This window comes from Acinetobacter sp. YH12152, from assembly GCF_013418285.1.
Lineage (GTDB): Bacteria > Pseudomonadota > Gammaproteobacteria > Pseudomonadales > Moraxellaceae > Acinetobacter > Acinetobacter amyesii.
Window position 1 is genome coordinate 1 of record NZ_VPCH01000034.1, and the last position, 22,688, is coordinate 22,688.

At 40.3% G+C, this 22,688-nt stretch carries 24 protein-coding genes; 8 read left to right on the forward strand and 16 right to left on the reverse strand.

Annotated elements, in window-relative coordinates:
- Nucleotides 1-257: 257 nt before the first annotated feature.
- From FTU83_RS11295 to def, 5 genes are all read right to left on the reverse strand, one after another.
- A complete protein-coding gene (locus tag FTU83_RS11295) occupies nt 258-1,304 on the reverse strand; it encodes a molecular chaperone DnaJ (protein ID WP_180106526.1) in 1,047 nt (348 codons plus the stop codon).
- Nucleotides 1,305-1,394: 90 nt separating this feature from the next.
- Nucleotides 1,395-2,672, reverse strand: coding sequence for a glutaminase (locus FTU83_RS11300; protein ID WP_180106528.1), 1,278 nt, complete (start codon nt 2,670-2,672; stop codon nt 1,395-1,397).
- A gap of 64 nt (nt 2,673-2,736) precedes the next feature.
- A complete protein-coding gene (locus FTU83_RS11305; protein WP_180106530.1) occupies nt 2,737-3,189 on the reverse strand; it encodes a hypothetical protein in 453 nt (150 codons plus the stop codon).
- A gap of 17 nt (nt 3,190-3,206) precedes the next feature.
- Nucleotides 3,207-4,418 carry a GGDEF domain-containing protein gene (locus FTU83_RS11310; RefSeq protein WP_180106532.1) on the reverse strand — a complete coding sequence of 404 codons (1,212 nt, stop codon included), beginning with the start codon at nt 4,416-4,418 and terminating at the stop codon, nt 3,207-3,209.
- Between the two features lie 193 nt (nt 4,419-4,611).
- A complete protein-coding gene (def, locus tag FTU83_RS11315; protein WP_180106534.1) occupies nt 4,612-5,094 on the reverse strand; it encodes a peptide deformylase in 483 nt (160 codons plus the stop codon).
- A gap of 742 nt (nt 5,095-5,836) precedes the next feature.
- Between def and FTU83_RS11320 the strand changes: the two genes are divergently transcribed.
- The gene (locus FTU83_RS11320) at nt 5,837-7,117 is read left to right on the forward strand and encodes an MFS transporter (RefSeq protein WP_168379268.1); all 1,281 of its coding nucleotides are present in this window, start codon (nt 5,837-5,839) and stop codon (nt 7,115-7,117) included.
- Between the two features lie 53 nt (nt 7,118-7,170).
- Here FTU83_RS11320 and FTU83_RS11325 read toward each other — a convergent pair whose 3' ends face one another.
- The 4 genes from FTU83_RS11325 to pnuC form a co-directional block, all read right to left on the reverse strand.
- Complete coding sequence (locus FTU83_RS11325; RefSeq protein WP_180005318.1) at nt 7,171-7,668, reverse strand: DUF2505 family protein; 498 nt, start codon at nt 7,666-7,668, stop codon at nt 7,171-7,173.
- Between the two features lie 166 nt (nt 7,669-7,834).
- Complete coding sequence (locus FTU83_RS11330; protein WP_180106536.1) at nt 7,835-8,002, reverse strand: hypothetical protein; 168 nt, start codon at nt 8,000-8,002, stop codon at nt 7,835-7,837.
- A 221-nt stretch (nt 8,003-8,223) separates the two neighbouring features.
- Complete coding sequence (locus FTU83_RS11335) at nt 8,224-8,523, reverse strand: hypothetical protein (RefSeq protein WP_180106538.1); 300 nt, start codon at nt 8,521-8,523, stop codon at nt 8,224-8,226.
- A gap of 263 nt (nt 8,524-8,786) precedes the next feature.
- Nucleotides 8,787-9,377, reverse strand: coding sequence for a nicotinamide riboside transporter PnuC (gene pnuC / locus FTU83_RS11340; RefSeq protein WP_180106540.1), 591 nt, complete (start codon nt 9,375-9,377; stop codon nt 8,787-8,789).
- A gap of 222 nt (nt 9,378-9,599) precedes the next feature.
- Here pnuC and FTU83_RS11345 point away from each other — a divergent pair, with 222 nt between their 5' ends.
- Genes FTU83_RS11345 through FTU83_RS11355 form a run of 3 tightly spaced genes read left to right on the forward strand, consistent with a single transcriptional unit; the run spans nt 9,600 to nt 11,944 of the window.
- Nucleotides 9,600-10,385, forward strand: coding sequence for a crotonase/enoyl-CoA hydratase family protein (locus FTU83_RS11345; protein WP_180106542.1), 786 nt, complete (start codon nt 9,600-9,602; stop codon nt 10,383-10,385).
- Nucleotides 10,386-10,439: 54 nt separating this feature from the next.
- The gene (locus FTU83_RS11350) at nt 10,440-11,330 is read left to right on the forward strand and encodes an alpha/beta fold hydrolase (protein WP_180106544.1); all 891 of its coding nucleotides are present in this window, start codon (nt 10,440-10,442) and stop codon (nt 11,328-11,330) included.
- 50 nt (nt 11,331-11,380) lie between these two features.
- Nucleotides 11,381-11,944 (forward strand): TetR/AcrR family transcriptional regulator, encoded by a 564-nt coding sequence (locus FTU83_RS11355; RefSeq protein WP_180106546.1) that lies wholly within the window; start codon nt 11,381-11,383, stop codon nt 11,942-11,944.
- Here FTU83_RS11355 and FTU83_RS11360 read toward each other — a convergent pair.
- Nucleotides 11,926-12,414 (reverse strand): hypothetical protein, encoded by a 489-nt coding sequence (locus tag FTU83_RS11360; protein WP_168379275.1) that lies wholly within the window; start codon nt 12,412-12,414, stop codon nt 11,926-11,928. The genes FTU83_RS11355 and FTU83_RS11360 overlap by 19 nt on opposite strands.
- A gap of 435 nt (nt 12,415-12,849) precedes the next feature.
- Here FTU83_RS11360 and FTU83_RS11365 point away from each other — a divergent pair, with 435 nt between their 5' ends.
- On the forward strand, nt 12,850-13,296 hold the full coding sequence (locus tag FTU83_RS11365) for a GNAT family N-acetyltransferase (protein WP_180106548.1): 447 nt from the start codon (nt 12,850-12,852) through the stop codon (nt 13,294-13,296).
- Nucleotides 13,297-13,398: 102 nt separating this feature from the next.
- Here FTU83_RS11365 and FTU83_RS11370 read toward each other — a convergent pair whose 3' ends face one another.
- From FTU83_RS11370 to FTU83_RS11390, 5 genes are all read right to left on the reverse strand, one after another.
- A complete protein-coding gene (locus tag FTU83_RS11370) occupies nt 13,399-15,195 on the reverse strand; it encodes a diguanylate cyclase domain-containing protein (protein WP_180106574.1) in 1,797 nt (598 codons plus the stop codon).
- 187 nt (nt 15,196-15,382) lie between these two features.
- Nucleotides 15,383-15,721, reverse strand: coding sequence for an FKBP-type peptidyl-prolyl cis-trans isomerase (locus FTU83_RS11375; RefSeq protein ID WP_180005310.1), 339 nt, complete (start codon nt 15,719-15,721; stop codon nt 15,383-15,385).
- A gap of 80 nt (nt 15,722-15,801) precedes the next feature.
- Nucleotides 15,802-16,425, reverse strand: coding sequence for an MgtC/SapB family protein (locus tag FTU83_RS11380; RefSeq protein ID WP_180005309.1), 624 nt, complete (start codon nt 16,423-16,425; stop codon nt 15,802-15,804).
- 114 nt (nt 16,426-16,539) lie between these two features.
- A complete protein-coding gene (locus tag FTU83_RS11385; RefSeq protein WP_180025820.1) occupies nt 16,540-17,070 on the reverse strand; it encodes a YaeQ family protein in 531 nt (176 codons plus the stop codon).
- Between the two features lie 65 nt (nt 17,071-17,135).
- A complete protein-coding gene (locus FTU83_RS11390; RefSeq protein WP_180106550.1) occupies nt 17,136-18,149 on the reverse strand; it encodes a GTP-binding protein in 1,014 nt (337 codons plus the stop codon).
- Nucleotides 18,150-18,718: 569 nt separating this feature from the next.
- Between FTU83_RS11390 and FTU83_RS11395 the strand changes: the two genes are divergently transcribed.
- The 3 genes from FTU83_RS11395 (at nt 18,719) to FTU83_RS11405 (ending at nt 21,690) form a co-directional block, all read left to right on the forward strand.
- The gene (locus FTU83_RS11395) at nt 18,719-18,940 is read left to right on the forward strand and encodes a hypothetical protein (RefSeq protein WP_180106552.1); all 222 of its coding nucleotides are present in this window, start codon (nt 18,719-18,721) and stop codon (nt 18,938-18,940) included.
- A 343-nt stretch (nt 18,941-19,283) separates the two neighbouring features.
- Nucleotides 19,284-20,888: a bifunctional 3-(3-hydroxy-phenyl)propionate/3-hydroxycinnamic acid hydroxylase gene (locus FTU83_RS11400; protein ID WP_180106554.1), complete on the forward strand. Its 1,605-nt coding sequence runs from the start codon at nt 19,284-19,286 to the stop codon at nt 20,886-20,888.
- Between the two features lie 121 nt (nt 20,889-21,009).
- On the forward strand, nt 21,010-21,690 hold the full coding sequence (locus FTU83_RS11405; RefSeq protein ID WP_180106556.1) for a hypothetical protein: 681 nt from the start codon (nt 21,010-21,012) through the stop codon (nt 21,688-21,690).
- A 176-nt stretch (nt 21,691-21,866) separates the two neighbouring features.
- Here the strand turns inward: FTU83_RS11405 and FTU83_RS11410 are convergent, their stop codons facing one another.
- A complete protein-coding gene (locus FTU83_RS11410) occupies nt 21,867-22,475 on the reverse strand; it encodes a glutathione S-transferase family protein (protein ID WP_180106576.1) in 609 nt (202 codons plus the stop codon).
- Nucleotides 22,476-22,688: the final 213 nt, after the last annotated feature.

Consider the following 22,688-nt stretch of genomic DNA (forward strand, 5'->3'; position numbering starts at 1 on the left):
CATACTGGCAGGGCTTTCAATACTATTGAACACTCTTCAGTTGTTGTCAGAGTATTCGTCTGATGAGCTGAATGCGATTGCTCAGATCGCATTCAATTTATAAAAAATGTGTAGATACCTATGCCTATAAGGAGAGGGAATATTCATTATTAAGCCAATAGACGGTATTTAATTAGATGCAGCTCCTTCTCCCTATGGGATGAGAAGCACTGCTTCGCAAGGGGGATGAGGGAAACATGCTTTTAATGAAAAAAGTATCAAAGCACCCCATTCTCCAGCAACACCTCCAACCCTTTCACCTTCTCCATATATTTCAGCCGTTCTTTTTCCCACTTCACTTGTTCTTTCAATACCGAAACATCGCCATCAATCACCTTAAACACATCTTTCACCTGCATATTTTTCGGCTTCGGTTTTTCACTCCAGTGAAAGCTATCCTTGATGTCATCAATTTGACTGGCTAGACGTTGGCTTTGAGCCTCAAGCGCCATTTTATAAAACTTTAAATGTTCATCCGTTAAAGCTTTAGGGCTTTTGCCCTTATTAGTTTCAAGCTGTAATTGCAGCTTTAATAAATAAAACAAATCCTGCGCTTCATGAGCTTGGTTCACCACTTGAAGCAATTCAGTTTTTTCAGCTTTTTTAGTTTCATCAGGTTCACGGTCAGGGTGAATCATGGCGGTGATTTTTAAATACACGGTTTTCAGTGATTGATTCACTAACTTTTCAGCTTGCTCACGTTTTTGCGCTAGACGTTTACGCTGATGCTCTTCTTTCTCACGTTGATATTGTTCGCTGTCCCAGTCATCATAAGACTCATGTTGTTCTGGTGTTTCTTGTTCTATTGCAACATGACCTTTTACTTTGCTCTGTTCAGTTTGGGCTGACTTAACTTTTTTATTTAGCTTTTGGTTATGTGCATGCTGATGCTGATGCTGATAAAAAACATCAACCTCTGCAACCTTTTCAAGTTCGGCAGTATTTAAGTAGTTGGATTTTTTAAGCTGCTTAGACAGTTTCGTCAATTTTGCATCCAGCTGTGCTAAATCTGCTTTGGCAAAGTCTTCTTGTTGTAGATGCAGCCAAAGCTGTGTGAGCTGACGGTAGTACACTGCATGCAAATCACGGTAGATCGGCACAAGTTTTAACTGAATATAACTCTGAATTTCACTTTGCGCATTTTGCCAAAGCTGTAAGTCTTGCTTTTGCTGTTCGATTTGCTCAATCAGTTTGTTCAGCTTTTTATGCTGTGGGGATAAAGCTTCAGCACTCGGGAGTAAACTGACTTTTAACTCAAAAGACATAAGCAAATTTAACGCAAAAAGAAAATTATAGCCGATCTAAGCACTAAACTTATGAGCACGTTGTATAAATCAACAATGGACTTTTATCCATTAACGCTCAAACCGTTGTAAATATTGACTCAGCTCTTCTCGAACAACCACCTCATGTCCTGCATGACTTCGACTTTGTTCCAAGAGATGCTCTGAGTCGATCACTGCCACGCGATGACCATCCGCAATTAAACGATCTACACCTTCAAAGAGCATTCGGACACCAACATCGTGTATCAAAGAAATATTGGTCAGATCTAAAACGATATGGTTAGTCGCAACAGGTTCATCCTCTAATATTCGCAGCAACATTTCCGACTCAGTAAATTGTAATACGCCGCGCAGTTCATACACCACCAACGAATGATCTATCCCGCAGCTATAGCGACTTTGGACGATCGTTTGCGCCGAAGGCGTTCCCTCCATGACATGTAGTCCCATGTCCTTAGACAGTCGTTCAAATATTTCGACGCCTCGAACACTATTCCCATGTGTATCGAGTTTCGGACTAAAGACCGCTAGCCCAACCTGCCCCGGCAAAGCCCCCATGATGCCACCGGCCACACCACTTTTGGCAGGAATACCAACCGTTGTCAGCCAATCACCCGCAGCATCATACATGCCACAAGTCATCATCACACTCAACACTTGGCGCACCACCGAACGTGACAGCAACCGTTTTCCTGTGGCAGCTTGCACGCCACCATTGGCAAGTACACTGGCCATCTTTGCCAAATCTTTAATCGTCACTAATATTGCACACTGACGAATATAGCCGTTCACCACATCTTCAGGGTCTTCTTCAAGTACACCGACTGTGCGCAGCATGTAACCGATCGACAAATTTCGAAAAGCCGTCTTCACTTCAGATTGGTAAACTGCTTCATCAAAACTTAACTCACGCCCTGCCAGTTCACTTAAAAATTCACGGAGCATTTCAGCTCGAGTGCTGTGTTCGTCATGCGGTAATAATGAATGTGTGGTGATTGCCCCCGAATTGATCATCGGGTTTTTGGGGGTATTGCTTTGTGGATCGAGCGCAATTTGATTAAACGCCTCTCCCGATGGCTCGACACCGACCTTTTGTAAAACGCTGTCTAAGCCAAGATGACGAATCGCTAAAGCATAAGCAAAAGGTTTAGACATCGACTGAATGGTGAACTCGACTTCGTCATCACCCGTGGAATAAATCGTGCCGTCTACGGTAGACAGTGCCAAAGCCAGTTTATTCGGATTGGCGTTAGCTAACTCAGGAATATAATCTGCCAAAGCTCCGTGCTGATTGGCATCGCAGGCATTGAGGACATGCTGTAAATAATCTGGAACAGGCGTTTTCATAAGGGCTATTTTTTGTTGTGTGCTTGTTTATTTATAACAAATTGAGCTGCATCTGTATAAGTCCTTATGGTGAAGACGCATTCTGAGCTAAAACTTGTATGTGCTGTAGGTTTAAATGGTGCATCATTTCTCGAATAAAAACGAAATAACTGAGTTGAATGATTGCCTGTTCACCAAATAGATTTTGATAATATTCAGTATGTTCAATCATTTCATTAAAGCCATGTTCTAAGCTTTGTCGTTCAATGCGGGTCGCATGTTCAAAAAAGGTCTGCGCCAATATATGCAGCATCGAGTCATTCGACTGAGCACAGCGCTGCGTCTGATAATATAGCTGTAATCGTTCTAAAATTTCTTCAATTTCATAGATCAAATATTCAATTGCCAAAGCATCGAAGCGCTGATGTCGGACACATTTTTGTACCAAAGACGCTAAGCCATGATCAAAATGAATATTCTGTTGCTCGGTCTGAAAGTCGAGCTGCTCTAATCCGAGCTGAAATTGTAATTGCTGCATCGCTATCTTTTAAGTTTTTAATCGTCTACTAAGTTTAACTCACGAAAGCTACGCACTTGGTTACGTCCTTGTTGCTTTGCCATGTACAGCGCTTGATCGGCCATACGCGTGACCACAGCAGACGGTGTCTCCTCGATCGCTGTTGCTACACCGAAACTTGCACTAATCTTCAACATTTGATGGTTGGCTATCATGGTTTCAGCTTCAGAAATGGCCAATCGACAGCGTTCAGCGACCTCTATCGCCTGCTCTAAACTCTGATTTTTTAAAATTAAAATAAATTCTTCACCGCCATAACGCCCAACCACATCTTGCACACGGGTATTGTCATTTAAAATTTGAGCAACACGTTGTAAAACGGCATCTCCTGCATCATGTCCATATTGGTCATTGATCAATTTAAAATGGTCGAGATCAAGTAAAACCACTGCAAATTCAGGCCGTGTCTGTTTGCTGAGTGTATCAAGTTCATGACTAACATAACGTCGGTTAAACACATTGGTCAGCCCATCGACACGGCTGAGGACTTCCATCTTTTGTTCACGGTGTCGCCACTGTAAAAGCAAAATCTGAAAAAATACCGCACTGACGAACAATATGGGTAAATACAACTCCGCCATACTCATCAGCCAAAAGGCATTGTCGTAAAACTCACTCTGTTTTAAAGCTGGGCTGAAAATCGGTGCATATTCTAGATGCTCAATCGAGGTTTGATAACAAATGTAACCAATAAACAGTGTGATCGGAAATGTGATACTGAGCATAATCGCAGGACGATAAAAAACTAAACCGACCATCAGCAGATTGACCGTCCCCGCCATGGTGGCAGGACTATAGATCCCGATCATATAGCCACCATAGATCATACCGATCCCAAAAAGGACGGGCGCAAAATAACTAAAAAATAGTCTGAATTTTAAATATTTTTTGAAATAAATGCTGAGTACGGCCAATACGCCATAACTGAGTAGAACAATACAAGCGACCATGATCCTGAACTTGAGTTCACTCGGATTAAACCAAATCCGATTGGTCGAATAATAAAAATTCATGATGCACCACTTCAACACACTAACTTGACTCAGCATGCCAAAGATGAGGAGTAAACGCCCTTTATCATAGTCAGACCAATTGATGATGAGATAGTCCGACTCAAACAAAAGATGCTTCAATTTACGCCATTGTACGCCCCATTTCGTACGGACAGCATTGCCCCATTTCTTCCCCATTAATCTACTTTTTTATTTTATTATTTCGCTAGTTATACAAGGTTTTAGCTTCAAAAAGAAAGTCTATTTTCACAGTTAAAAGTGCAACATTTGAAACCTTTAAACTTCACTTGCATCACTATTCAAATTACTTTTCCGCTATTTTTTTATAACTCAATTGGTCACTTTTATATTTTTGAAATAGCACGGTTGATTATTCTAAACACTCGGTGAATAAGATTCCGTTCAGATGATCGACCTCATGTTGTACGATCCGTGCGGGAAAGCCATTCAGGGTGTTCTCTTTGACTTCACCTTGAAGGGTCAAATATCGCACGTGAATTTGCTCGGCTCTCGGGACTTGTCCTCGTGCATTCGGCACACTTAAGCAGCCTTCTTCACCCAAAACCGTGGTCGTAGATCGAGATGTAATCACTGGATTGACCATCACGATCGCCTCCATTTCAGGCGCATCGGGATAGCGTAAATTTGCACGTGAAGCCACGATAATTACCCGCTTAGAAACATAAATTTGCGGTGCGGCAATGCCTACGCCTTGACGCTTAAGCATAGTGGCATGAAGTGTTTCACTTAGTGCAGTTAACCATGCAGAACCTATTTCAGATGCTTGCACCTCTGCGGCAGTGAGCGTCAAAATTGCTTCACCACGTTGTGCAACAGCAGCAATATGACTCATGTATTTATCCTTTTTTAAGTCTAGCAAGCTTAAATTATTTAACTGATGTTACGCACGTAAAAGTAATTACGCATTTTTAAAATGATATTTAAGTTTATTCGACGAAGTCTTACATCTAGGATTTAAATAAAGGGATTAGCCTTCGGCTGGAGGTACTCTTACGAAACAATGTTTCTCATTAGGCAAAATGAGAAGCAAAGCTTCGCAAGGAAACCATCTTGCGGTGCAATGCACCTCACCGACAAAACTCGTTCACTAGTATCAAATTATTCAAAGTATCGCAAAAACATTTTTGATTAGAAGGAGTCCTGTCTCAAACACTTGCGGATGACGTTACCGCTTATCATTCTTTCATTTGAATCAAATTACGCTTCTGATGTTACTGCGTAACATCAGTTATTTAAAAAAAAACAACCATGCAATATGCATTATTATCGGTTCTGAGTATAAAACAACGGCATGCTATGGCTTTGAATCTTTTATGGTTTATATAGAGCACAAAGTAAAATAGCAGATCACACCGCCCTATACTATTGATATTTATCATTTATATTCCAAGATTTAACGCCATCCATCACCAATCATTCTTTAAGTTAATGCGACTTTATCTATATTATTTTGTTCTTAATTCACGATATTTTCATAACTATAAGTTTTTAATAAGGCAACAAAGTTTGATTATTCAATAAAAATTTGAATCACTAAAATCCTCAAATGCTATTTGCTGCTGGAAAATATTTGCATGGAAGCTCAGCCACGCCTGACTCGTCAAGATAAACGCACCCTCGGACTGTCATCACTCGGTGGAGCTCTCGAGTTTTATGACTTCGTCATTTATGTGTTTTACGCCAAAATTATTTCGGAATTGTTTTTCCCCACTGGACTCAGTCCATTTTGGGCGATGCTGAATACCTATGGTATTTTTGCAGCCGGATATTTTTTCCGCCCGTTGGGTGGTGTGGTGATGGCGCATTTTGGCGATTTGATTGGTCGTAAGCGTTTATTTAGTTTGTCTATTTTACTCATGGCTTTGCCTACGCTGATGATCGGTGTGATGCCAACTTTTGAAAGTATTGGCTATGCAGCACCACTCCTGCTCCTACTGATGCGCGTGATTCAAGGCATCGCGATTGGTGGTGAAATCCCTGCGGCATGGACTTTTGTTTCAGAGCATGTGCCTGAGCAAAAAATTGGTATCGCCAACGGCCTACTCACTGCCGGCTTATCTTTGGGTATCCTATTGGGCGCACTGATGTCTTTGTTTATTTCATTACAATTTACAGAGTCAGAAATCCATGATTGGGCATGGCGGATTCCATTTATTTTAGGCGGGATCTTTGGCTTTGTTGCGCTCTATCTCCGCAGTTATTTAAAAGAAACGCCTGTATTTAAAGCCATGCAAGAAAAGAAACAATTGGCTAAAGAGCTTCCAGTGAAACAAGTACTGCAACAGCACAAAACAGGCGTTGTGATTGGTATGCTGTTTACATGGTTCTTAACTGGCTGCGTTGTTGTATTGATTTTAGCGATGCCAAATTTACTCACGGGCGCCTTTGGTTTTGAACGTGCCGATGCCTTTAAAATGCAAAGTGCCGCTATTGTGATGCAAATGGTCGGTTGTATCTTGGCAGGTCTTTTGGCAGATCGCTTCGGTGCGGGTAAAGTGATGCTGTTCGGTTCACTCCTTGTCGCAATAATCGCGGGCGTGTTCTATAACAGCTTGGGCCATGTGGCAGCATCGACCGTGTTTGCGCTCTATATGCTGCTCGGTTTGGCATCAGGTACGGTTGGTATGGTGTCTTATAGTATGGTGAAAATGTTCCCTGCACAGATTCGTTTCTCGGGCATTTCATTTTCATACAATTTGGCCTATGCCATCGCGGGTGGTATCACCTTACCATTGGTTCAATGGTTGAGTTTATACAGCAACATTGGCGCCATGTATTATATTTGGACCGTCTGTTTGGTGACCTTCTTTACTGCGATGCTTTATGGTCAACGTTTTGAAAAAACATCTCACTAAAATAATAAAAAAGCGGTCAATGACCGCTTTTTTTAACTCGCTTTCAAATCAATTCAGGCTTTTAAATTTTTACGCAATTCATCTTCTACAATTTCAATCTCAAGCTGACTAAAACGACGAATTTCACCTTCTGCATGTTTTTCAAGTAATCCACCAATAAGTGGAACTTTGACTTTCACCGTCCAGTCCAAATTGAAACTCACTTGTGTCGCATCGCCACTGACACTTCGTTTGCAACTGGCTTCGAGCGGTAGGTTCGGATCTAGTTTGACATCTGACGTTAACGCCGCCAAATTACTAATATCCGTACGTTTCAGACGAAACGCATCTTTTAAAAACTTCTTGGCAATATCTGGAATATTTACATCCAAGTTATAGGCACGTTTTAAGGTATACATATCACCTGTTTTTTTTGATTCTAAAATTTCTAGATTTTCACCCGGTATGCGTTTGCACACCGCTTCATGCAAGCTGATATCTGCGGCTAGTCGTTTAAAATCTTCAATTGAAACGCCATGAATAGTGGCATTGACGGTAAATTGATGTGCCATTCTCGTAATCCTTCAGGTCAATATAGGTTTTATTGTTTTATTTCGCCCAGTCTACAGTTGCTATAACTGTGTTTTGGATTAAATCGGAAAGCGTTATGGCTGTCATTGACCTGAAACCAAGCTAGAAAAACAGAATTGCCATACTGCAAGTCAATCGGGCTTTGACTTAAAGGACTTTTTGATAGATTTGCCCATGCTGATCTTTGAACTCGAGCTGAAATTCCCAGCCCGCATCAATTTTTAAATACATCCCTGCATAGGACAACTTTGCGTACCAATGACCGAAGCCGAGGCTAAAAATATCAAAGCTGGCTTGTTCAGGAAGCTGTTGCATTGGTTTTGCATGTATCAAAGCGCTGGGTTCAAAAGACGTGCAGTGCGAGCCATAATGATGAAAAAGTTCAATACATAGCTGATTAAAAATTTTAAATGTTGAATCTTTTGGGTCAAGTTGCGTCATTGCTTTAATAACGTTCCATATCTTTTCATTTCTTCTTACGCTTATTTTTTTCTTTTTTAAAACGAATCTTTAAAGAGCTGATTTTAAAAATTTTATTAATTTAAAAGCATGCTATGCACCACACCATCCCGATCACGGTGTACCAATTTGATTGCTTGTGAATAATCGATCAAGACGCTTTGGTGTTTATAACTGATTTGGATGCCGTATTCATCTGCACCATCATCCAAACCGCTGATGCTACATTGCGTCCCTTGTGGAAATGCATTGAGCCATTCAGCGTTATACACATCTGCTATTTGCTCAAACTGAAAAAAGCTCGCCTTTTGCTGCAGTAGAACCGTAGCTTGTCGGTCAAAACGCAGTTGCTGCTCAAGTTGAAAGTCGATAATCATGACTCTGCACACTCTTTACTTATTCATCGGGATCGGATCATCAGCTATTAAAATCAAGCTTCGCAGACACCCAATTTTGCTTATAAATTCACAGAGGATTTTATGACATGTCTTAGACTCAAATGAACACAGCCACATTTCTTAAGGCATAAAAAAGGCACTTCTCATCGGGGTGAAGCCCGATTATGAAATGCCCTTTATGGTTACAAAGTAAATATATTTTTATAAATTGTCAAATTGGGAATGAAAAAAACATCTGTGGGCTAAATGGATAAAGCTTTCATCGCCTGTTGCTGCTGTTTATTTTTGACTTGTGTCCATTGCCACCAACCAAACGCCGCCAAGCCCACAAAACCGGCATACAACGCCGCGGTGAGATACAGGTCTTTGTATATAAACATACCCACATAGATAATATCGACAAATACCCAAAGCACCCAAGTAGCAATATGTTTCCGGCTGGTCCAATACGTTGCGAGTAAGCTAAACGCGGCCAATTGTGCATCCAAAATTGGTACGGCTGCATCGGTAAAATAGTGCAGGCTTAAACCAAAAATCAAACCGCCCACCGCAGCTAAGAGCATTTGAAAGATCACAATTTTGGTCGCAATCGGTTCAATACGAATGTCGTGGTCTTGTTGTTTGCCCTTCAACCAATGATAAAAACCGTAGAAGTTCACCACTACAAAGAAAAACTGCAAAATGGTTTCGCCATAAAGTTTGTAGGTATAAAACAGGTAGGCATACAGCAAAAAAGCTGCAAAGTTAAACCACCAACACCACATATTTCGCTTAATGGTTAAACTCACCCCGATTAAGCTAATAATAACTGCAACTATTTCTAATTTCGACATGGTTGATTGGGCCTTAAAAAAGCTGCAGCTATTATGGAAAAAATCAGCCCAAAGGCAAGCTATATCCCACACTATTTCATATCAACTCTGTAAATTTTAAATCAAACCACTCATCCACCAGACGATGATTTTGATGTTTTGAACCCATCAGTTTTGACAGTTTTCTAACAATCGTTTAAAAACTTAGCTATGCATAAAGAATAATCAGAAGGAATCATCCAAATGTCAGAACAACAAGGTCGTGTAAGTCGAGAAATTCGTGGTCATCTTTATTTAATCGGTTTGGACCGTGCAGATAAACGAAATGCGTTTGACAGTCATTTAATTCATGACCTTTCACTGGCGCTCACTGAGTATGAAGATGATCCAAATTTACGCTGTGCGGTAATTTTTGCTCATGGCGATCATTTTACTGCAGGTCTAGATCTGGTCGAATTACAACCCAAACTTGGCAGTGGACTGTTTAATTTTCCTGATCAGCAAATTAATCCGTGGGGAACCAACTCACGACAACGAAAAAAACCAGTTGTGGTCGCGGTAAAAGGGTTCTGTTTTACAGCGGGTATTGAACTCATGCTGAATGCCGATGTCGTGATCGCACAGCGTCAGACCGAGTTTGCTCAAATGGAAGTGCAACGTGGCATTCTTCCTTTTGGTGGTGCAACAGTTCGCTTTGTGCAAGCAGCGGGTTGGAATAAAGCCATGCGTTACTTACTCACGGGTGAACGTTTCAATGCGCAAACGGCATATGACATGAACTTGGTGACTGAAATCACTGACCAAGCACCCTTATCTCGTGCCATTGAACTTGCGGAACAAATTGCGCAGGCCGCACCACTAGCGGTTCAGGCAACACTCGCTGCAGCACAGCAAGGGGTGCATTTGGGAGCCGATGCTGCATTTGCTCAATTAGATCAGCATTTACAACCACTACTAAAAACACAAGATGTACAAGAAGGTTTGATGGCCATGCTACAACGTCGCGCAGCCAATTTTCAGGGCAAATAACCCTTTATTTAAACTGAGTAAACCCTTTACGTCCTGCCTATCAAGAGAAAAATTATGTCAACGGATTTAGAACCAGCAGCGCAAGAAATACATAGTACACCCGTGAGTTTCCCTGCAACTGATGGTTATACGCTTTCAGGCGTTGAATATCGGCCTAATACTGCCGCTAAGGCCAATATTATTATTTCAAGTGCGACAGGTGTACCTCAACAATTTTACCGTCGTTTTGCCGAGTATGCCGCAGGACTCGGTTATCAAGTACTGACTTTTGATTATCGTGGTATAGGACGTTCTGCACCGTCAAAACTTAAAGGCTTTAAGATGTCTTATCTTGACTGGGGACGTTATGACCTTTCTGGTGCCATAGCTTATATGCAACAACACGGTCAGGAAACTTTTCTAGTGGGACACTCCTATGGCGGCCAAGCCCTAGGCCTCACCCCAAATCATGATCAGATACGTGCCATGTATTGTTTTGGCACTGGCGCAGGTTGGCATGGCTATATGCCCTTTAAAGAAAAAATGAAAGTTCATGTTATGTGGAATATCGTTTTTCCGCCGATGGTTGCCATCAAAGGGTATTTGCCTTGGAGCAAACTCAATATGGGCGCTGACCTTCCTGTCGATGTCTATAAACAATGGCGCCGTTGGTGTAAAAACCCAACCTATTTCTTTGCCGACCCTGAGCTGAGTGAGCTATCTCAACAATATGCTGCAGTTCAAACGCCGATTTATGCGGTCGCTGCACTTGATGATGACTGGGCATTACCCAATTCACGACATGCTTTTATGCAACATTATGCGCAAGCGTCAATGCACTATATCAATATTGAAGCGGAAGATTATGGTCTAAAACAGATTGGTCATATGGGTTATTTCCGCAAAGGTGCTGAACTCTTATGGCAGGAAGTGATTGGAAGGTTTAACGAGCTATTAGTCGCCTAGACCAATTTACTTCATACATAGCACATTGAATTATTCGGATAGAGAGATACATGCGTCCACGGAAAAATACCTCAGAACATCTATTACTACAGTCAGCACACGCCTTTAAACGCTATGGCTATATAGGCTGCAGTATGGGGAAATTGGCTGAAGCCTGTGGACTCTCAAAAGCTGCGTTTTATTATGACTATCCGAATAAAGACGCTTTGCTGATGGAAATTTTAAACCTGACACATGTAAAGTTACAGCACAGTATTTTTCAGCAATTACAGCAATCCACTGCATCACCTCAACAGGCATTCTCGCAAATTCATCAATTGGCCATCCAGTTTTTTAGCCAAGGTGGATTAGGCTGTTTAGTCGGGATATTAAGTATGGAACGGCAACATTTGCCTACCGAGATTTTTGCAAAATTGCAGTCCATCTTTCACGAGTGGCAACTCGCCTTTGAAGTGTTTTTTAAGCGATGCATGACCATCGAACACGCCGCTCAACTTGCCAAAGTCAGCTTGGCGGATTATGAAGGCGCTATTTTAATGGCCCGAATAACCGATGATTTGAGTTATCTCGATTTAGTCCAAGATCGCATTTTGCTTCAACTTGCGGAGTCTTGATAGCGATATTCAATTTTATGTTCTTCGCCAAAACGGTCGACATGTGTATAAAACTCACCGTATCGGCCTAAATAATACTCGAGTGATTGATTGTAAAAATTCCAATAAATCGACCATTCATTCAAATCTAATTGGCGAATTTGAGTTTTACAATTCACTGGCATGCGACGTAAAAAGACTTCTTGTAACTGCTCGGCTGCCTGTAGCGAATCTAATTTGTATTGTTGTTGAAAGAAAATTTCCGCAATATCATCAAAAAGTTGCTGTTCATATTCATCAACTTCAATGACCTGATCGACTTGGCGTATAGCATCATCATTCGATGCTAAAGAGATACTGTTCGATTTTTCTGGTGCTTGGTAGCGCGTATATTTTTGACGATATTTTTCTGTTTTTAGGATTTTTTTGACCACAATGCCCGCTGCAGACAACGCGATCAGAATACATATCACAATGAGAAAATTAACCATAATAACAACCTACTGCCGATGACGCGCATGCACATCTTGAATCATCGAATATTTTTATGGACTAATATAACGCACAATAACGTTTAAAATTCATACAAAATTATTTTAAAGCTGAAATTTGGCCTATTTTCTTTGCTAATTTATTTCAAACTATTACACCTGCTGAAATCATTGAGTATGTATACATTTCTAAAAGATCTATTATTACTTTAAAAACAGTATAGTTAGATGCATTTATGTGGTTATTTATCCATATTTAATGATTAATTTATAAATATACATTTGTAAATTTTGCAACAATTTTGAAATAAAAACCCAACCCAACGGCGCAATGGCAGCAAAAAAACATAAAACGCAACAATAAGCCTCTTTAAGCACAGGGCGATATCTTCTGAAATGGCAGGCTGTTGGAGTTTTTTATAAAAAGAAAAAATTATGATACGCGAAGCACAAATCCAGGACATACCCGAAATTATTCACGTGATTCACAACAGCATTCGTTCATGTATCCAGGACCATCAACGTAATGAAAGTGTGATTCAAACTTGGCTTGAGGAGGCAAATCAATCGAATATTTTAATGTGGATGCTTTATAACGATAGCTGGGTCTACGTTAGTGACAATCGAGTCGTCGGCTTTATTTTAGTCAGTGATCAGGGACAAATTTTACTGAATTATATCTGCCCTGAACGTCAGTACCAAGGCATTGGTAAGGCATTATTGTTGAACATGATGCACTGCGTCAGGAAAAAGAATATTACCGAAATCAGTCTAGAAAGTACCCATACGGCACTCGCCTTTTACCAAAAATATGGCTTTGTCGCACATCAGGATTTTGAGCCTACCGATATTCCGCTCAAACTGGTCAAACAATTGTGTTAATGGCAGATGTAAAATCAAACAGGATAAAATCAAAGTAGATGAATCGATATATGCATTTGCAATGGACATTAGCTATAGAACTTTACGCACCTGCAATACCGCTTAAGGTTTGAGTTGATCGCGTCCTGCCTGTTTGGCCATATATAAATAATGGTCTGCATGCTTCATTAAGGCTTCGATACTGTCGAAGTCATTTTGCTTATCCATCCATGCCATACCCAAACTCAGTGTGACGTAATTTTTATCATCACCCCGATTAACATGTTCAAGCTGTTCATCACGCATGGCTTCGAGTACCAATTGTAATTGCTCTTGGGCAATCGCATACGGAACATCATGCATCAATATGGCAAACTCTTCTCCACCGTAGCGAGCTACATAGGCTGAACTTGGCAGGGTGTTTTGCATGGTTTTCACGATCTGCTGTAACACCTCATCGCCTTTAAGATGTCCATAGTGGTCATTATAATTTTTAAAATAATCGACATCTAACATCGCAAAGACCAATGTTCGGTGACTATGAAAACGGACCTCCGAATATAAGCGTTGAATTTCAGCATTCAGTGCACGGCGGTTGAATGCCCCCGTTAAGGCATCAATACGAATTTGTAGCTCTAATTTTTTATTCAGCTCATGGAGCTGTAAGGTGCGCTCTTTGACTTTCTGATCGAGTGAACTGTTTAGCTCAAGCAAACTATTATTCAACTGTTCCGTATGCATCGACTGCTGTGCATAATGGTGCGATTGCTGAAACATGATCAACAAGGCATACAAACTGGTTGAAATGAACGATAAATTGACTGAATCAATCAAATTCATCATCAGCAAAAAGTCGTTTAAAAAGGTAATGCACAGGAAAATAACCGCGATTAAATTTAATTTTGAATACGGTTCTTTCTTTTTCAGTGTTACGTAAAAACCATAAGCAAAATTACTTAGAACAACGATCACATAGGCAAAACTGTAAGTTGCCAAAGGTTGAAAAATTTCAGGCGTCGAAACAAAAGTCACTGAAATATTCAACGACAACAGCAAAATCGCGATCTGATAATTTAAGGTAAATAAATAGCGACGACTGAGCAAGTGGATATAACTTAAAAAGAAAATCGATGCCAAATAGGTAAATAAGTATTCTAATCGCGTGCCCCACAACCAATTGATATCGGTAAAAGTGGTATAGGCATAAGGTGCTGAAAATAAATTATGGAGTGCTAAAAAGACAATAAATAAGCCAAACACCAAGTTACTTCGGCTATTGCGACCGCGTAAACCTCGGAAAACAGAAAATAGGATCGTAAATAGTCCCACACCCAAGACGGCGCCCGACACCATCCCAATACTCATCATTTGTTGTTGGAATTGGCGGTTTACTGTCTTGGCGATACCAATACGCATTGGGTTTTCAAACCCGCCATGCATACTGTTAAAACTTGAAGCCTGAATGGTTAAAGTGAAATATTCATCTTGTGCCACAAAATAGGCAATTCGCGGTGCATTCTCCGTTTTTTGTTCTGCTTCAGTACGCCCCACCTCGCCCAAACGAACGATCACATCACCATTTAAAAATACCCGATACGCACCGTACTGATTTGGAATCAATACCGCGATACGTCGACCAATAAATTGTTTAGGGATTTGGAAATGTCCAGTAAATGTCCCAAAACCTTTACTGTCCCCTGTGATGTCTTTAAATGATGCAGGCAGATAGACCGTTTGACCGACTAGAACCGAACTCGGAGACGTTAAAAATTGATTTGGATAAAACAACCATTTGCCTTGTAAGAGGCTACTGGTGTATTCCGTGAAGTAGATTTGGTTAACTTCGTTTTGATGTTTTAAATAAAACGATTTAGGAGCAGTTTCATACTGTGCTTGAGCAGTCGATACAGTGAGTGCCAATGTAAAAATAATAAAGGTAAGAACCCAGAACAATCTGGTGCAAGGCAACTGTAAAGACAACGGCTTTGATTCCTGCGTTTATACTCGAGCAATTATTCTAATCTACGGTAAAAGACAAAAATAACAACTACTATTTTATCCAATTGATCAATAACGTCCATGTCACTGATCTAAAACAGTCGCTGTATTAATCGCGCGTTTTTACATCATACAATTCAATCTCAAAAATAAGATTTGAATTGGCAGGAATCACATTGCCCATTTTACGCTCACCATAAGCCAAATGTGATGGCACGATTAACTTACGTTTACCACCGACTTTCATCCCCATGATGCCCTGATCCCAACCTTTAATCACACGGCCTGTACCAATTACCGTTTCAAAATAATTACCACGATCCAGTGATGAATCGAATTTAGTGCCGTCTTCTAACCAGCCTGTATAGTGTGTTGTAATCAAAGCGCCTTTAACCGCTTCTTTACCTTCGCCTACCACTAAGTCAATAATTTCTAATTCTTTGCTCATGCTCTCAACCTCAAATGCCGCAATCAAAATAAAACCCTATTATAAACAGGATTACTTTGGATGCCGTAGTAAATACGCTGTTAAAAATTGAGCTCCAGAATATCCTGATCATTCATTAGATCTTGAGTTAATTTTCTATGGTTTGTCGCAGAGCCAATTAAGATCCAACGCCCACTGATTTTATGTTCAGTTTTATGTCGCACACTACGAACCACTTGCATTTGATAGGTTTTAAACAGCTCTTCATAGTCATCCAGCGTTTGTTGTCGAAAGTGACAAACGATACGATAACTCCGTGCTTGGTTTTTCGCTTCAATCCACGCTTGAATATAAATCAAAACAATTAAAACGATCAGCACAATCACCGTACCAATCAAGCTCAGCATGACATAGCCCGCTCCCGCAGCCATGCCTAAGGCAGCGGTCATCCAAATGGTAGTTGCTGTGGTAATGCCTGAAATTCGATTTTCATCTTTAAAAATTACCCCCGCACCCAAAAAGCCGAGGCCAGTCAAAATATTGGCCGCAATTCGATCATGACTATCAACGCCGATACGTAACGATAAGATAGTAAATAAACATGAACTTAAACTGACCATAATCATGGTGCGCAGACCTGCCGACTTACTTCGGTACTCACGTTCCGCACCAATGACAGCGCCAATCATAAGCGCCACAAATAACAAATAAAAATCAGGGTACATCGGCTGCTCCCCATCTTTAAAATTTTCTCATTGTTTGTAGATATACCGAATTTTATAGTCAGGATGCAAGCCTAAACTCACATCCATCAGGATGCGTTAAATCAAATCATGCGCTTATTGCAATTGTGTCCATTCAATCACCGCTTGAGCTTTATCACCAATCAAAGTCCATTCGCCATCCATTACGTTTAATTGTAAAGACATGGTTCGTTCGCATAACTCTTGAATGGCAGCTGTACTCGCTTCAGATAATTGCCAAATTTCAACATTCTTCAGGGTTTTCAGTTTGCTGTTGCGTTTATACCATTCGTCTACTGAAGAACCATAGGTAATCACAGCAACGTGTGAGCAACGAGCACTGGCTTTTTTGACTTTGTCTTCGTCAGGGCAACCGACTTCAATCCATTTCACCAATTGACCTGTTAAATCTTTTTCCCACAGCGCTGGTTCGTCTGTTTCGAAAAGATCTTTGGTAAATTCTAATGCTTCATCTGCATAGCGTGCATATGCCAAGACACGTACCATCAAACGTTCAATCGTTTCAGAAGGATGCAAAGCCATCGTCAATTGATAATCACCATATTGGTGTACATCCATATTGGCAATGTTCAAATCTGCTTTATAAATTGTAGCTTTTAGCGCCATGGTAAAGTCCTCAAATTTGGCGCTTAGCATATAAGATTTAGCAAGCTTTTGCTGCGTTGATTTACTTATTTCTCCGCTTTATCGGCATCGATACGACACTGCATTAAGCGATCTTCAAATTCGAGCCATTCACGTTCAGTTTGGTAAATAATTTCGACACGATTATCGATACTTTCCTCGCTCGACTGATAATTAAACTGATCAGGATTAAAGTTAAAGGTTTTCCACCCTTGGTCTGTCTGAAAAATACCTTTGATTCGTAGCCAATCTTGCTGCTCACAGAGTAAATCTAACAACTCAAAAAAGTCGAAAATCCAACGTTTTGGGAGTTTCCAACCTGCGACACTATAGCCCTGAGCGGATTCAACATAATGATAAGGCAACTGTTTAATTTCTGTGGGTACATCAACCGGCATTTGCTTTTGCATCGCCAATAAAGGCTGAATTTTACGCGGACTTCCCACATAGGCAAGATCAATACGTGTCAGTTTTAAATCACCTTTGACAACATTGATCCATTGCTGCTGATACGGTAAATACGCTTGTTTGAGTCGTTCCAAACCAGCTTGATCGGCATCACTCATACAATCGACATGAGACACCACCACGATTTGTGCCACTTTGAGTTGATCGGCATACAGGTTTTGCGATGTCCAATCTTGATCATGTAAGCGTGAGCCATCAACCACGGTCACCAATGCCCGCATGGCTAAATGCGGATGCCAATGTGGCTCAGTCAATTGCTCCAAAAGTTGTCCAGGATGCCCCAAACCTGTTGGCTCGATAAACAGTCGGTCGGGTTTCACCTCTGACAATAACCGTGACAACGCAATTTGCATCAGCAGTTGGCTGCTACAACATAGACATCCACCCAATAATTCCTTCACCGCAAAGCCCTGATCTTGCGGCAACATCTGTTGATCGACCCCGATTTGCCCAAACTCATTCATCAGTACGGCCCAAGTTTCGCCCGCTGGCTTTTGCTTTAATAACTGCTGTAAAATTGTGGTTTTACCCGCACCTAAAAAGCCAGAAATAATATGAACCGGAATCGCACCGTGGGTAGAAACTAATTTCAAAAGTGAGTCACTCAAATAAATAGCCAATGATTGATGGCCTTTACCATAATGATTTCAAAAAAATGCTGCAAGCCTAGTCTTCATTTCTCCGTCTTCATTTTCCTAAAGCATAGATCAGCCTAGTATCCGAGGCATTGAATGATGATCTGGCTGTTAAACAGCCTATTTATTCCATTTGCATGAATGCATGACATATCTGGTCACATTTTATTGGCAAAGTTAACTCTTATATTTAAAAAAATAGCCATATCGAAAAGAATCCTTACATTTGGATTTTAGTGAAAATTCTGGATTCAGCTTAATTACGACTTCGATGTAATCATCATGTAAACAATGAATGAATCATGAAGTCGATTTGGTCATTTTTTCTTGCAAAGTTAAATGAAGATTCCGATATTTTTTTTACATTTAAAACACAGGATGGACGGTTATGTATTCATCCAGTTAACCAGTCTGTTTCACTTTGTTGCTCGCATTGATCACTCGGTTTTCTCGATTTAGCATGAGTTCTCTCCTGATGGACGTGATGATCTTTTCAGGACTTACTAAAATATATAAGGATGCTCAAAATGAAATTAACTCAAATTTTACTTGCTTCTACTCTAGCTGCTGCAGCTGCAACAAGTTTTGCTGCGAGCAAAGATAAACAAGAAGCACCTGAACAAGAAAAAGTAGTGGTTAGCACTCAAGAACAGCCAGCGACTGAAACAACTGCTGCTGAAGGTACTGCTGCTCAACCTGCTTCAGAAGCCAATGCTGAAGGTTCTGCACTAGCTCAACCTGCTCAGTAATAGACGGATAGCGTACTCCACACGCTAAATTCATTTAGTCTGCTGCTCAACATTTATCCCTCACTAATAGAATGTTGTGCTAAATGAATTAAAGTCGCCGGATCATTGAAAAATGGTTCGGCTTTTTTATGCTCAAAGCTACTAATTGATAGATTTTAATGATCGATAAATCATTCAAAATGATTGATGATTTTCATATAAATAAATATATATCATCCACTTAAAATAAAACCCTGCAAAAAACACGACAATTCGATTCATCGTTTCGACTTATGCCTAGCTTGTTGAAAGTCTCTGTTTAGAACTTAATAGTGGCATATGTGAAGTGATTGGATGTTTACGCATGAGCAATAAAGCAAATTACACAACGGAAGTTGCCATTCTGGGCGCAGGTCCTGTCGGCTTAACCATTGCAAACTACTTAAGTAAGCAAGGCGTCAATGTCACTGTGATTGAACAACTGGACAGCCTGATTGACTACCCACGTGCGATTGGTATTGATGATGAATCATTACGTACCATCCAATCATTAGGTTTAGTGGACCAAGTGTTACCGCATACGACACCGAACCACGCGATGCGTTTCTTAACCCCTAAAGGTCGTTGTTTCGCAGACATTCAACCGCTCACTCGTGAATTTGGTTTCTCACGTCGTAATGCCTTTATTCAACCGCAAGTCGATAATGTACTGCTACAAGGTTTAAAACAGTACGAAACCACAAATGTTTTATTCTCTCGTCAATTGTCTGATTTTAGCCAAGATGCCAATGGTGTAACGCTCAATATTCAAAATAAAGACGGTGAAGCTGAAATAATTCAAGCGCAGTATTTGATTGCTTGTGATGGTGGTAACTCTGTGGTACGTCGTACCCTCAACATCGGCTTCGATGGTAAAACTGCACCGAACCAATGGATCGTGATCGACATCAATAATGACCCACTTGCAACGCCACACATTTACCTATGCTGTGACCCTGTGCGTCCTTATGTATCTGCTGCACTTCCACACGGTATTCGTCGTTTCGAATTTATGGTGATGCCTGGTGAAACTCAAGAAGAATTAAGCAAACCTGAAAACATTGCCAAACTATTGTCGAAAGTACTTCCAACGACCGATGGTATTGAAGTGATTCGTCAGCGCGTTTATACCCACAATGCCCGTATTGCAGATAAATTCCGTGTAGACCGTATTTTACTTGCAGGTGATGCTGCGCACATCATGCCAGTATGGCAAGGTCAAGGGTATAACAGTGGTATGCGTGATGCGTTCAACCTTGCGTGGAAAGTTGCAATGGTTGTACAAGGCAAAGCTGGCCCAGCGCTTTTAGATACATACCAAGTTGAACGTAAAGATCATGCAAAAGCGATGATTGATCTTTCTGTAATGGCGGGTCATGTCCTTGCGCCACCAAAAAAATGGCAAGGTTTCGTGCGTGATGGTATCGCCTATGCACTCAATTACATCAAACCGATCAAACAATATCTATTGGAAATGCGCTTCAAGCCAATGCCGAAGTACAACGATGGTGCATTGATCAATAACGGTGTTAAAGATTCACCTGTGGGTAAAATGTTCATTCAACCATATGTTCAACTTGAATCTGGTGAAAAAGTCCTACTTGATGAAGTCATCGGTAACGACTTTGCAATCATTGCTTGGGGCGTCGATCCAAAATGGGGTCTGTCAGATGCGACCATGAAAAAATGGCAAAAATTGGGCGTTAAATTTATCCAAGTATTGCCTGCTGTTCAACTTAGCAATGAAAATCGCACCAAGTACGACAATGTGATCACGATTGGTGATATTGGTACTGATATTCGTGGTTGGTTTGGTAAAACCACTGAATCTATTACGATTCTTCGCCCAGACCGTTTTGTTGCAGCGATTGCAATTCCACAAACTTTAGACAGCGTGAGCCAACAATTGTTTGCAAAATTGCATGCTTAATAATCCAAATAGATCTGCAAGAATTAAAAATCACCATGCATAAAGCATGGTGATTTTTTCTATAATCACTATAAACATCAGATGCTATAATCGTTCAATACATAATTATAAGCTTCGCAAAATGCAAAAAAGATTTCAGAAATTATTCATTTATAGTTTGTTGGGCTTTATTTTTATCTGTTCACTCATTTTCGTAGAGATACATCATTTTCATGCCAATAGTTGGTTATCTATTTTCGTTTTTTGCCTCTGTTTTCTTATTTCTTTGAATTGCTATTTATTACGCTTAGAAAAAGATGTGAACAAAAACGAAGAATCTAATTTTTTGTCCTTCCATTTATACATTTCATTTTTTTATTCAGTCATTGCCAGCTTTTTTCTCACCACAGTGATTCTTGCTTTATTTGCATTACAAGCCCAATATTTTGGTCAAGATAAAAATATCATTCTAAAAGGCCAAGTCTATTCACCCACATTTACACTAGAAAAGAAGCCCTGCCGAGCTCGCCTTAAATTTCCCGAAAGTGGTTGGTCTACCTTCGCGTATCTCTGTCTAGATACCAAGAAACATAAATTTTCTGGTTATTACAAACTCCATTTGAAAACCAGTTTCGCAGGGGCTGCGGTTCAGCATTATTATTGGATTAATGATCAATTAACATATCAGCAGCATCGTGCATTAGATATGGATCCTCAACAAAAAAGGCTACTCGAAATATATGCCAAACTTGAAAGAGATTTAGGCCCACCTCTATCTGATGATGAAGCCCATGATTTTTTAAATAGAACCAACAACGATTGAGTCTATTTAATTTAGCGCAATATATGCCATACATTATTTATGGCAATAATTAAAATCGCTTTATCATCTTAGTGATTGATATTTAAAACTCTTTCTTTTTAGTTCTCAAAGAAAGAGTTATATGAATAGACATATAGCAATACCAAGTTCAGCCAACAATCAAATAAGCATCCAAGTTAAACCGACTGAAACCAATGCACATCTTTTACCGATTCACGTTGCTGAATCTGCTGAATAAAAGGTTTAAATTCCTCTAAATATGGCAATATTTTGAATGAAATGGCATACACCATCCAATAAGCCAAATATAAATCTGCTGCGCTAATTTTATCCCCCAACAGATATGGCTGGGCCTGCGCAAGCCCTGTTTTAATAAAATCTAAAAGTATTTTTTCATTACCAAAACTCAAACTGCCACGTTTCTCATCCATCAACTCAGTGCTAATGCCGACATTTTTCATGTCCATGTATTCAGTCAGCGGACCATGACAGAAAAACATCCATTTCAAATATTCACCACGTTTTGGGTCATCTAAGGCGGGAGCTAAACCTTTTTCACTAAATTTATCGGCTAAACAACTAAAGATGGCTGCAGTTTCACTGATCACGGCAGTACCATCGACCAAGCAGGGAACTTTGCCCATGGGATTAATCTTGAGATATGCCGCTTGGTGCATCTCTTCATATGGCACTTCAATAATCTCAACTTCTGACTCGATGTCTAATTCTTTCAATAAAGGCAGAATGGTATTACTGCGTGAGCGTGGATTGCTGTAGAGTTTCATTGCTGGGTTCATTGTAGATATCCTTATTTTCATCCTTGTTGTTCTGTCTATTACTATACGCGGCTTTATGTAGAATTATGTTGCGTTCATCCGTGCTTTAAACACTTTCCGATACAATACGCCCGACTAATAATTACGCTAAATTTGAATTTATATTTAAAGCAAAAAGTATTTACTCTGACTTTCTGATAATCAAACAATTGAGCTCTACAT

What these genes read in the sequence shown, in the direction of transcription:
- FTU83_RS11295 (WP_180106526.1), bottom strand. Translation starts at nt 1,304, where the DNA reads ATGTCTTTTGAGTTAAAAGTCAGTTTACTCCCGAGTGCTGAAGCTTTA.
- FTU83_RS11300 (WP_180106528.1), bottom strand. Translation starts at nt 2,672, where the DNA reads ATGAAAACGCCTGTTCCAGATTATTTACAGCATGTCCTCAATGCCTGC.
- FTU83_RS11305 (WP_180106530.1), bottom strand. Translation starts at nt 3,189, where the DNA reads ATGCAGCAATTACAATTTCAGCTCGGATTAGAGCAGCTCGACTTTCAG.
- FTU83_RS11310 (WP_180106532.1), bottom strand. Translation starts at nt 4,418, where the DNA reads ATGGGGAAGAAATGGGGCAATGCTGTCCGTACGAAATGGGGCGTACAA.
- def (WP_180106534.1), bottom strand. Translation starts at nt 5,094, where the DNA reads ATGAGTCATATTGCTGCTGTTGCACAACGTGGTGAAGCAATTTTGACG.
- FTU83_RS11320 (WP_168379268.1), top strand. Translation starts at nt 5,837, where the DNA reads ATGGAAGCTCAGCCACGCCTGACTCGTCAAGATAAACGCACCCTCGGA.
- FTU83_RS11325 (WP_180005318.1), bottom strand. Translation starts at nt 7,668, where the DNA reads ATGGCACATCAATTTACCGTCAATGCCACTATTCATGGCGTTTCAATT.
- FTU83_RS11330 (WP_180106536.1), bottom strand. Translation starts at nt 8,002, where the DNA reads ATGCAACAGCTTCCTGAACAAGCCAGCTTTGATATTTTTAGCCTCGGC.
- FTU83_RS11335 (WP_180106538.1), bottom strand. Translation starts at nt 8,523, where the DNA reads ATGATTATCGACTTTCAACTTGAGCAGCAACTGCGTTTTGACCGACAA.
- pnuC (WP_180106540.1), bottom strand. Translation starts at nt 9,377, where the DNA reads ATGTCGAAATTAGAAATAGTTGCAGTTATTATTAGCTTAATCGGGGTG.
- FTU83_RS11345 (WP_180106542.1), top strand. Translation starts at nt 9,600, where the DNA reads ATGTCAGAACAACAAGGTCGTGTAAGTCGAGAAATTCGTGGTCATCTT.
- FTU83_RS11350 (WP_180106544.1), top strand. Translation starts at nt 10,440, where the DNA reads ATGTCAACGGATTTAGAACCAGCAGCGCAAGAAATACATAGTACACCC.
- FTU83_RS11355 (WP_180106546.1), top strand. Translation starts at nt 11,381, where the DNA reads ATGCGTCCACGGAAAAATACCTCAGAACATCTATTACTACAGTCAGCA.
- FTU83_RS11360 (WP_168379275.1), bottom strand. Translation starts at nt 12,414, where the DNA reads ATGGTTAATTTTCTCATTGTGATATGTATTCTGATCGCGTTGTCTGCA.
- FTU83_RS11365 (WP_180106548.1), top strand. Translation starts at nt 12,850, where the DNA reads ATGATACGCGAAGCACAAATCCAGGACATACCCGAAATTATTCACGTG.
- FTU83_RS11375 (WP_180005310.1), bottom strand. Translation starts at nt 15,721, where the DNA reads ATGAGCAAAGAATTAGAAATTATTGACTTAGTGGTAGGCGAAGGTAAA.
- FTU83_RS11380 (WP_180005309.1), bottom strand. Translation starts at nt 16,425, where the DNA reads ATGTACCCTGATTTTTATTTGTTATTTGTGGCGCTTATGATTGGCGCT.
- FTU83_RS11385 (WP_180025820.1), bottom strand. Translation starts at nt 17,070, where the DNA reads ATGGCGCTAAAAGCTACAATTTATAAAGCAGATTTGAACATTGCCAAT.
- FTU83_RS11395 (WP_180106552.1), top strand. Translation starts at nt 18,719, where the DNA reads ATGAAATTAACTCAAATTTTACTTGCTTCTACTCTAGCTGCTGCAGCT.
- FTU83_RS11400 (WP_180106554.1), top strand. Translation starts at nt 19,284, where the DNA reads ATGAGCAATAAAGCAAATTACACAACGGAAGTTGCCATTCTGGGCGCA.
- FTU83_RS11405 (WP_180106556.1), top strand. Translation starts at nt 21,010, where the DNA reads ATGCAAAAAAGATTTCAGAAATTATTCATTTATAGTTTGTTGGGCTTT.
- FTU83_RS11410 (WP_180106576.1), bottom strand. Translation starts at nt 22,475, where the DNA reads ATGAAACTCTACAGCAATCCACGCTCACGCAGTAATACCATTCTGCCT.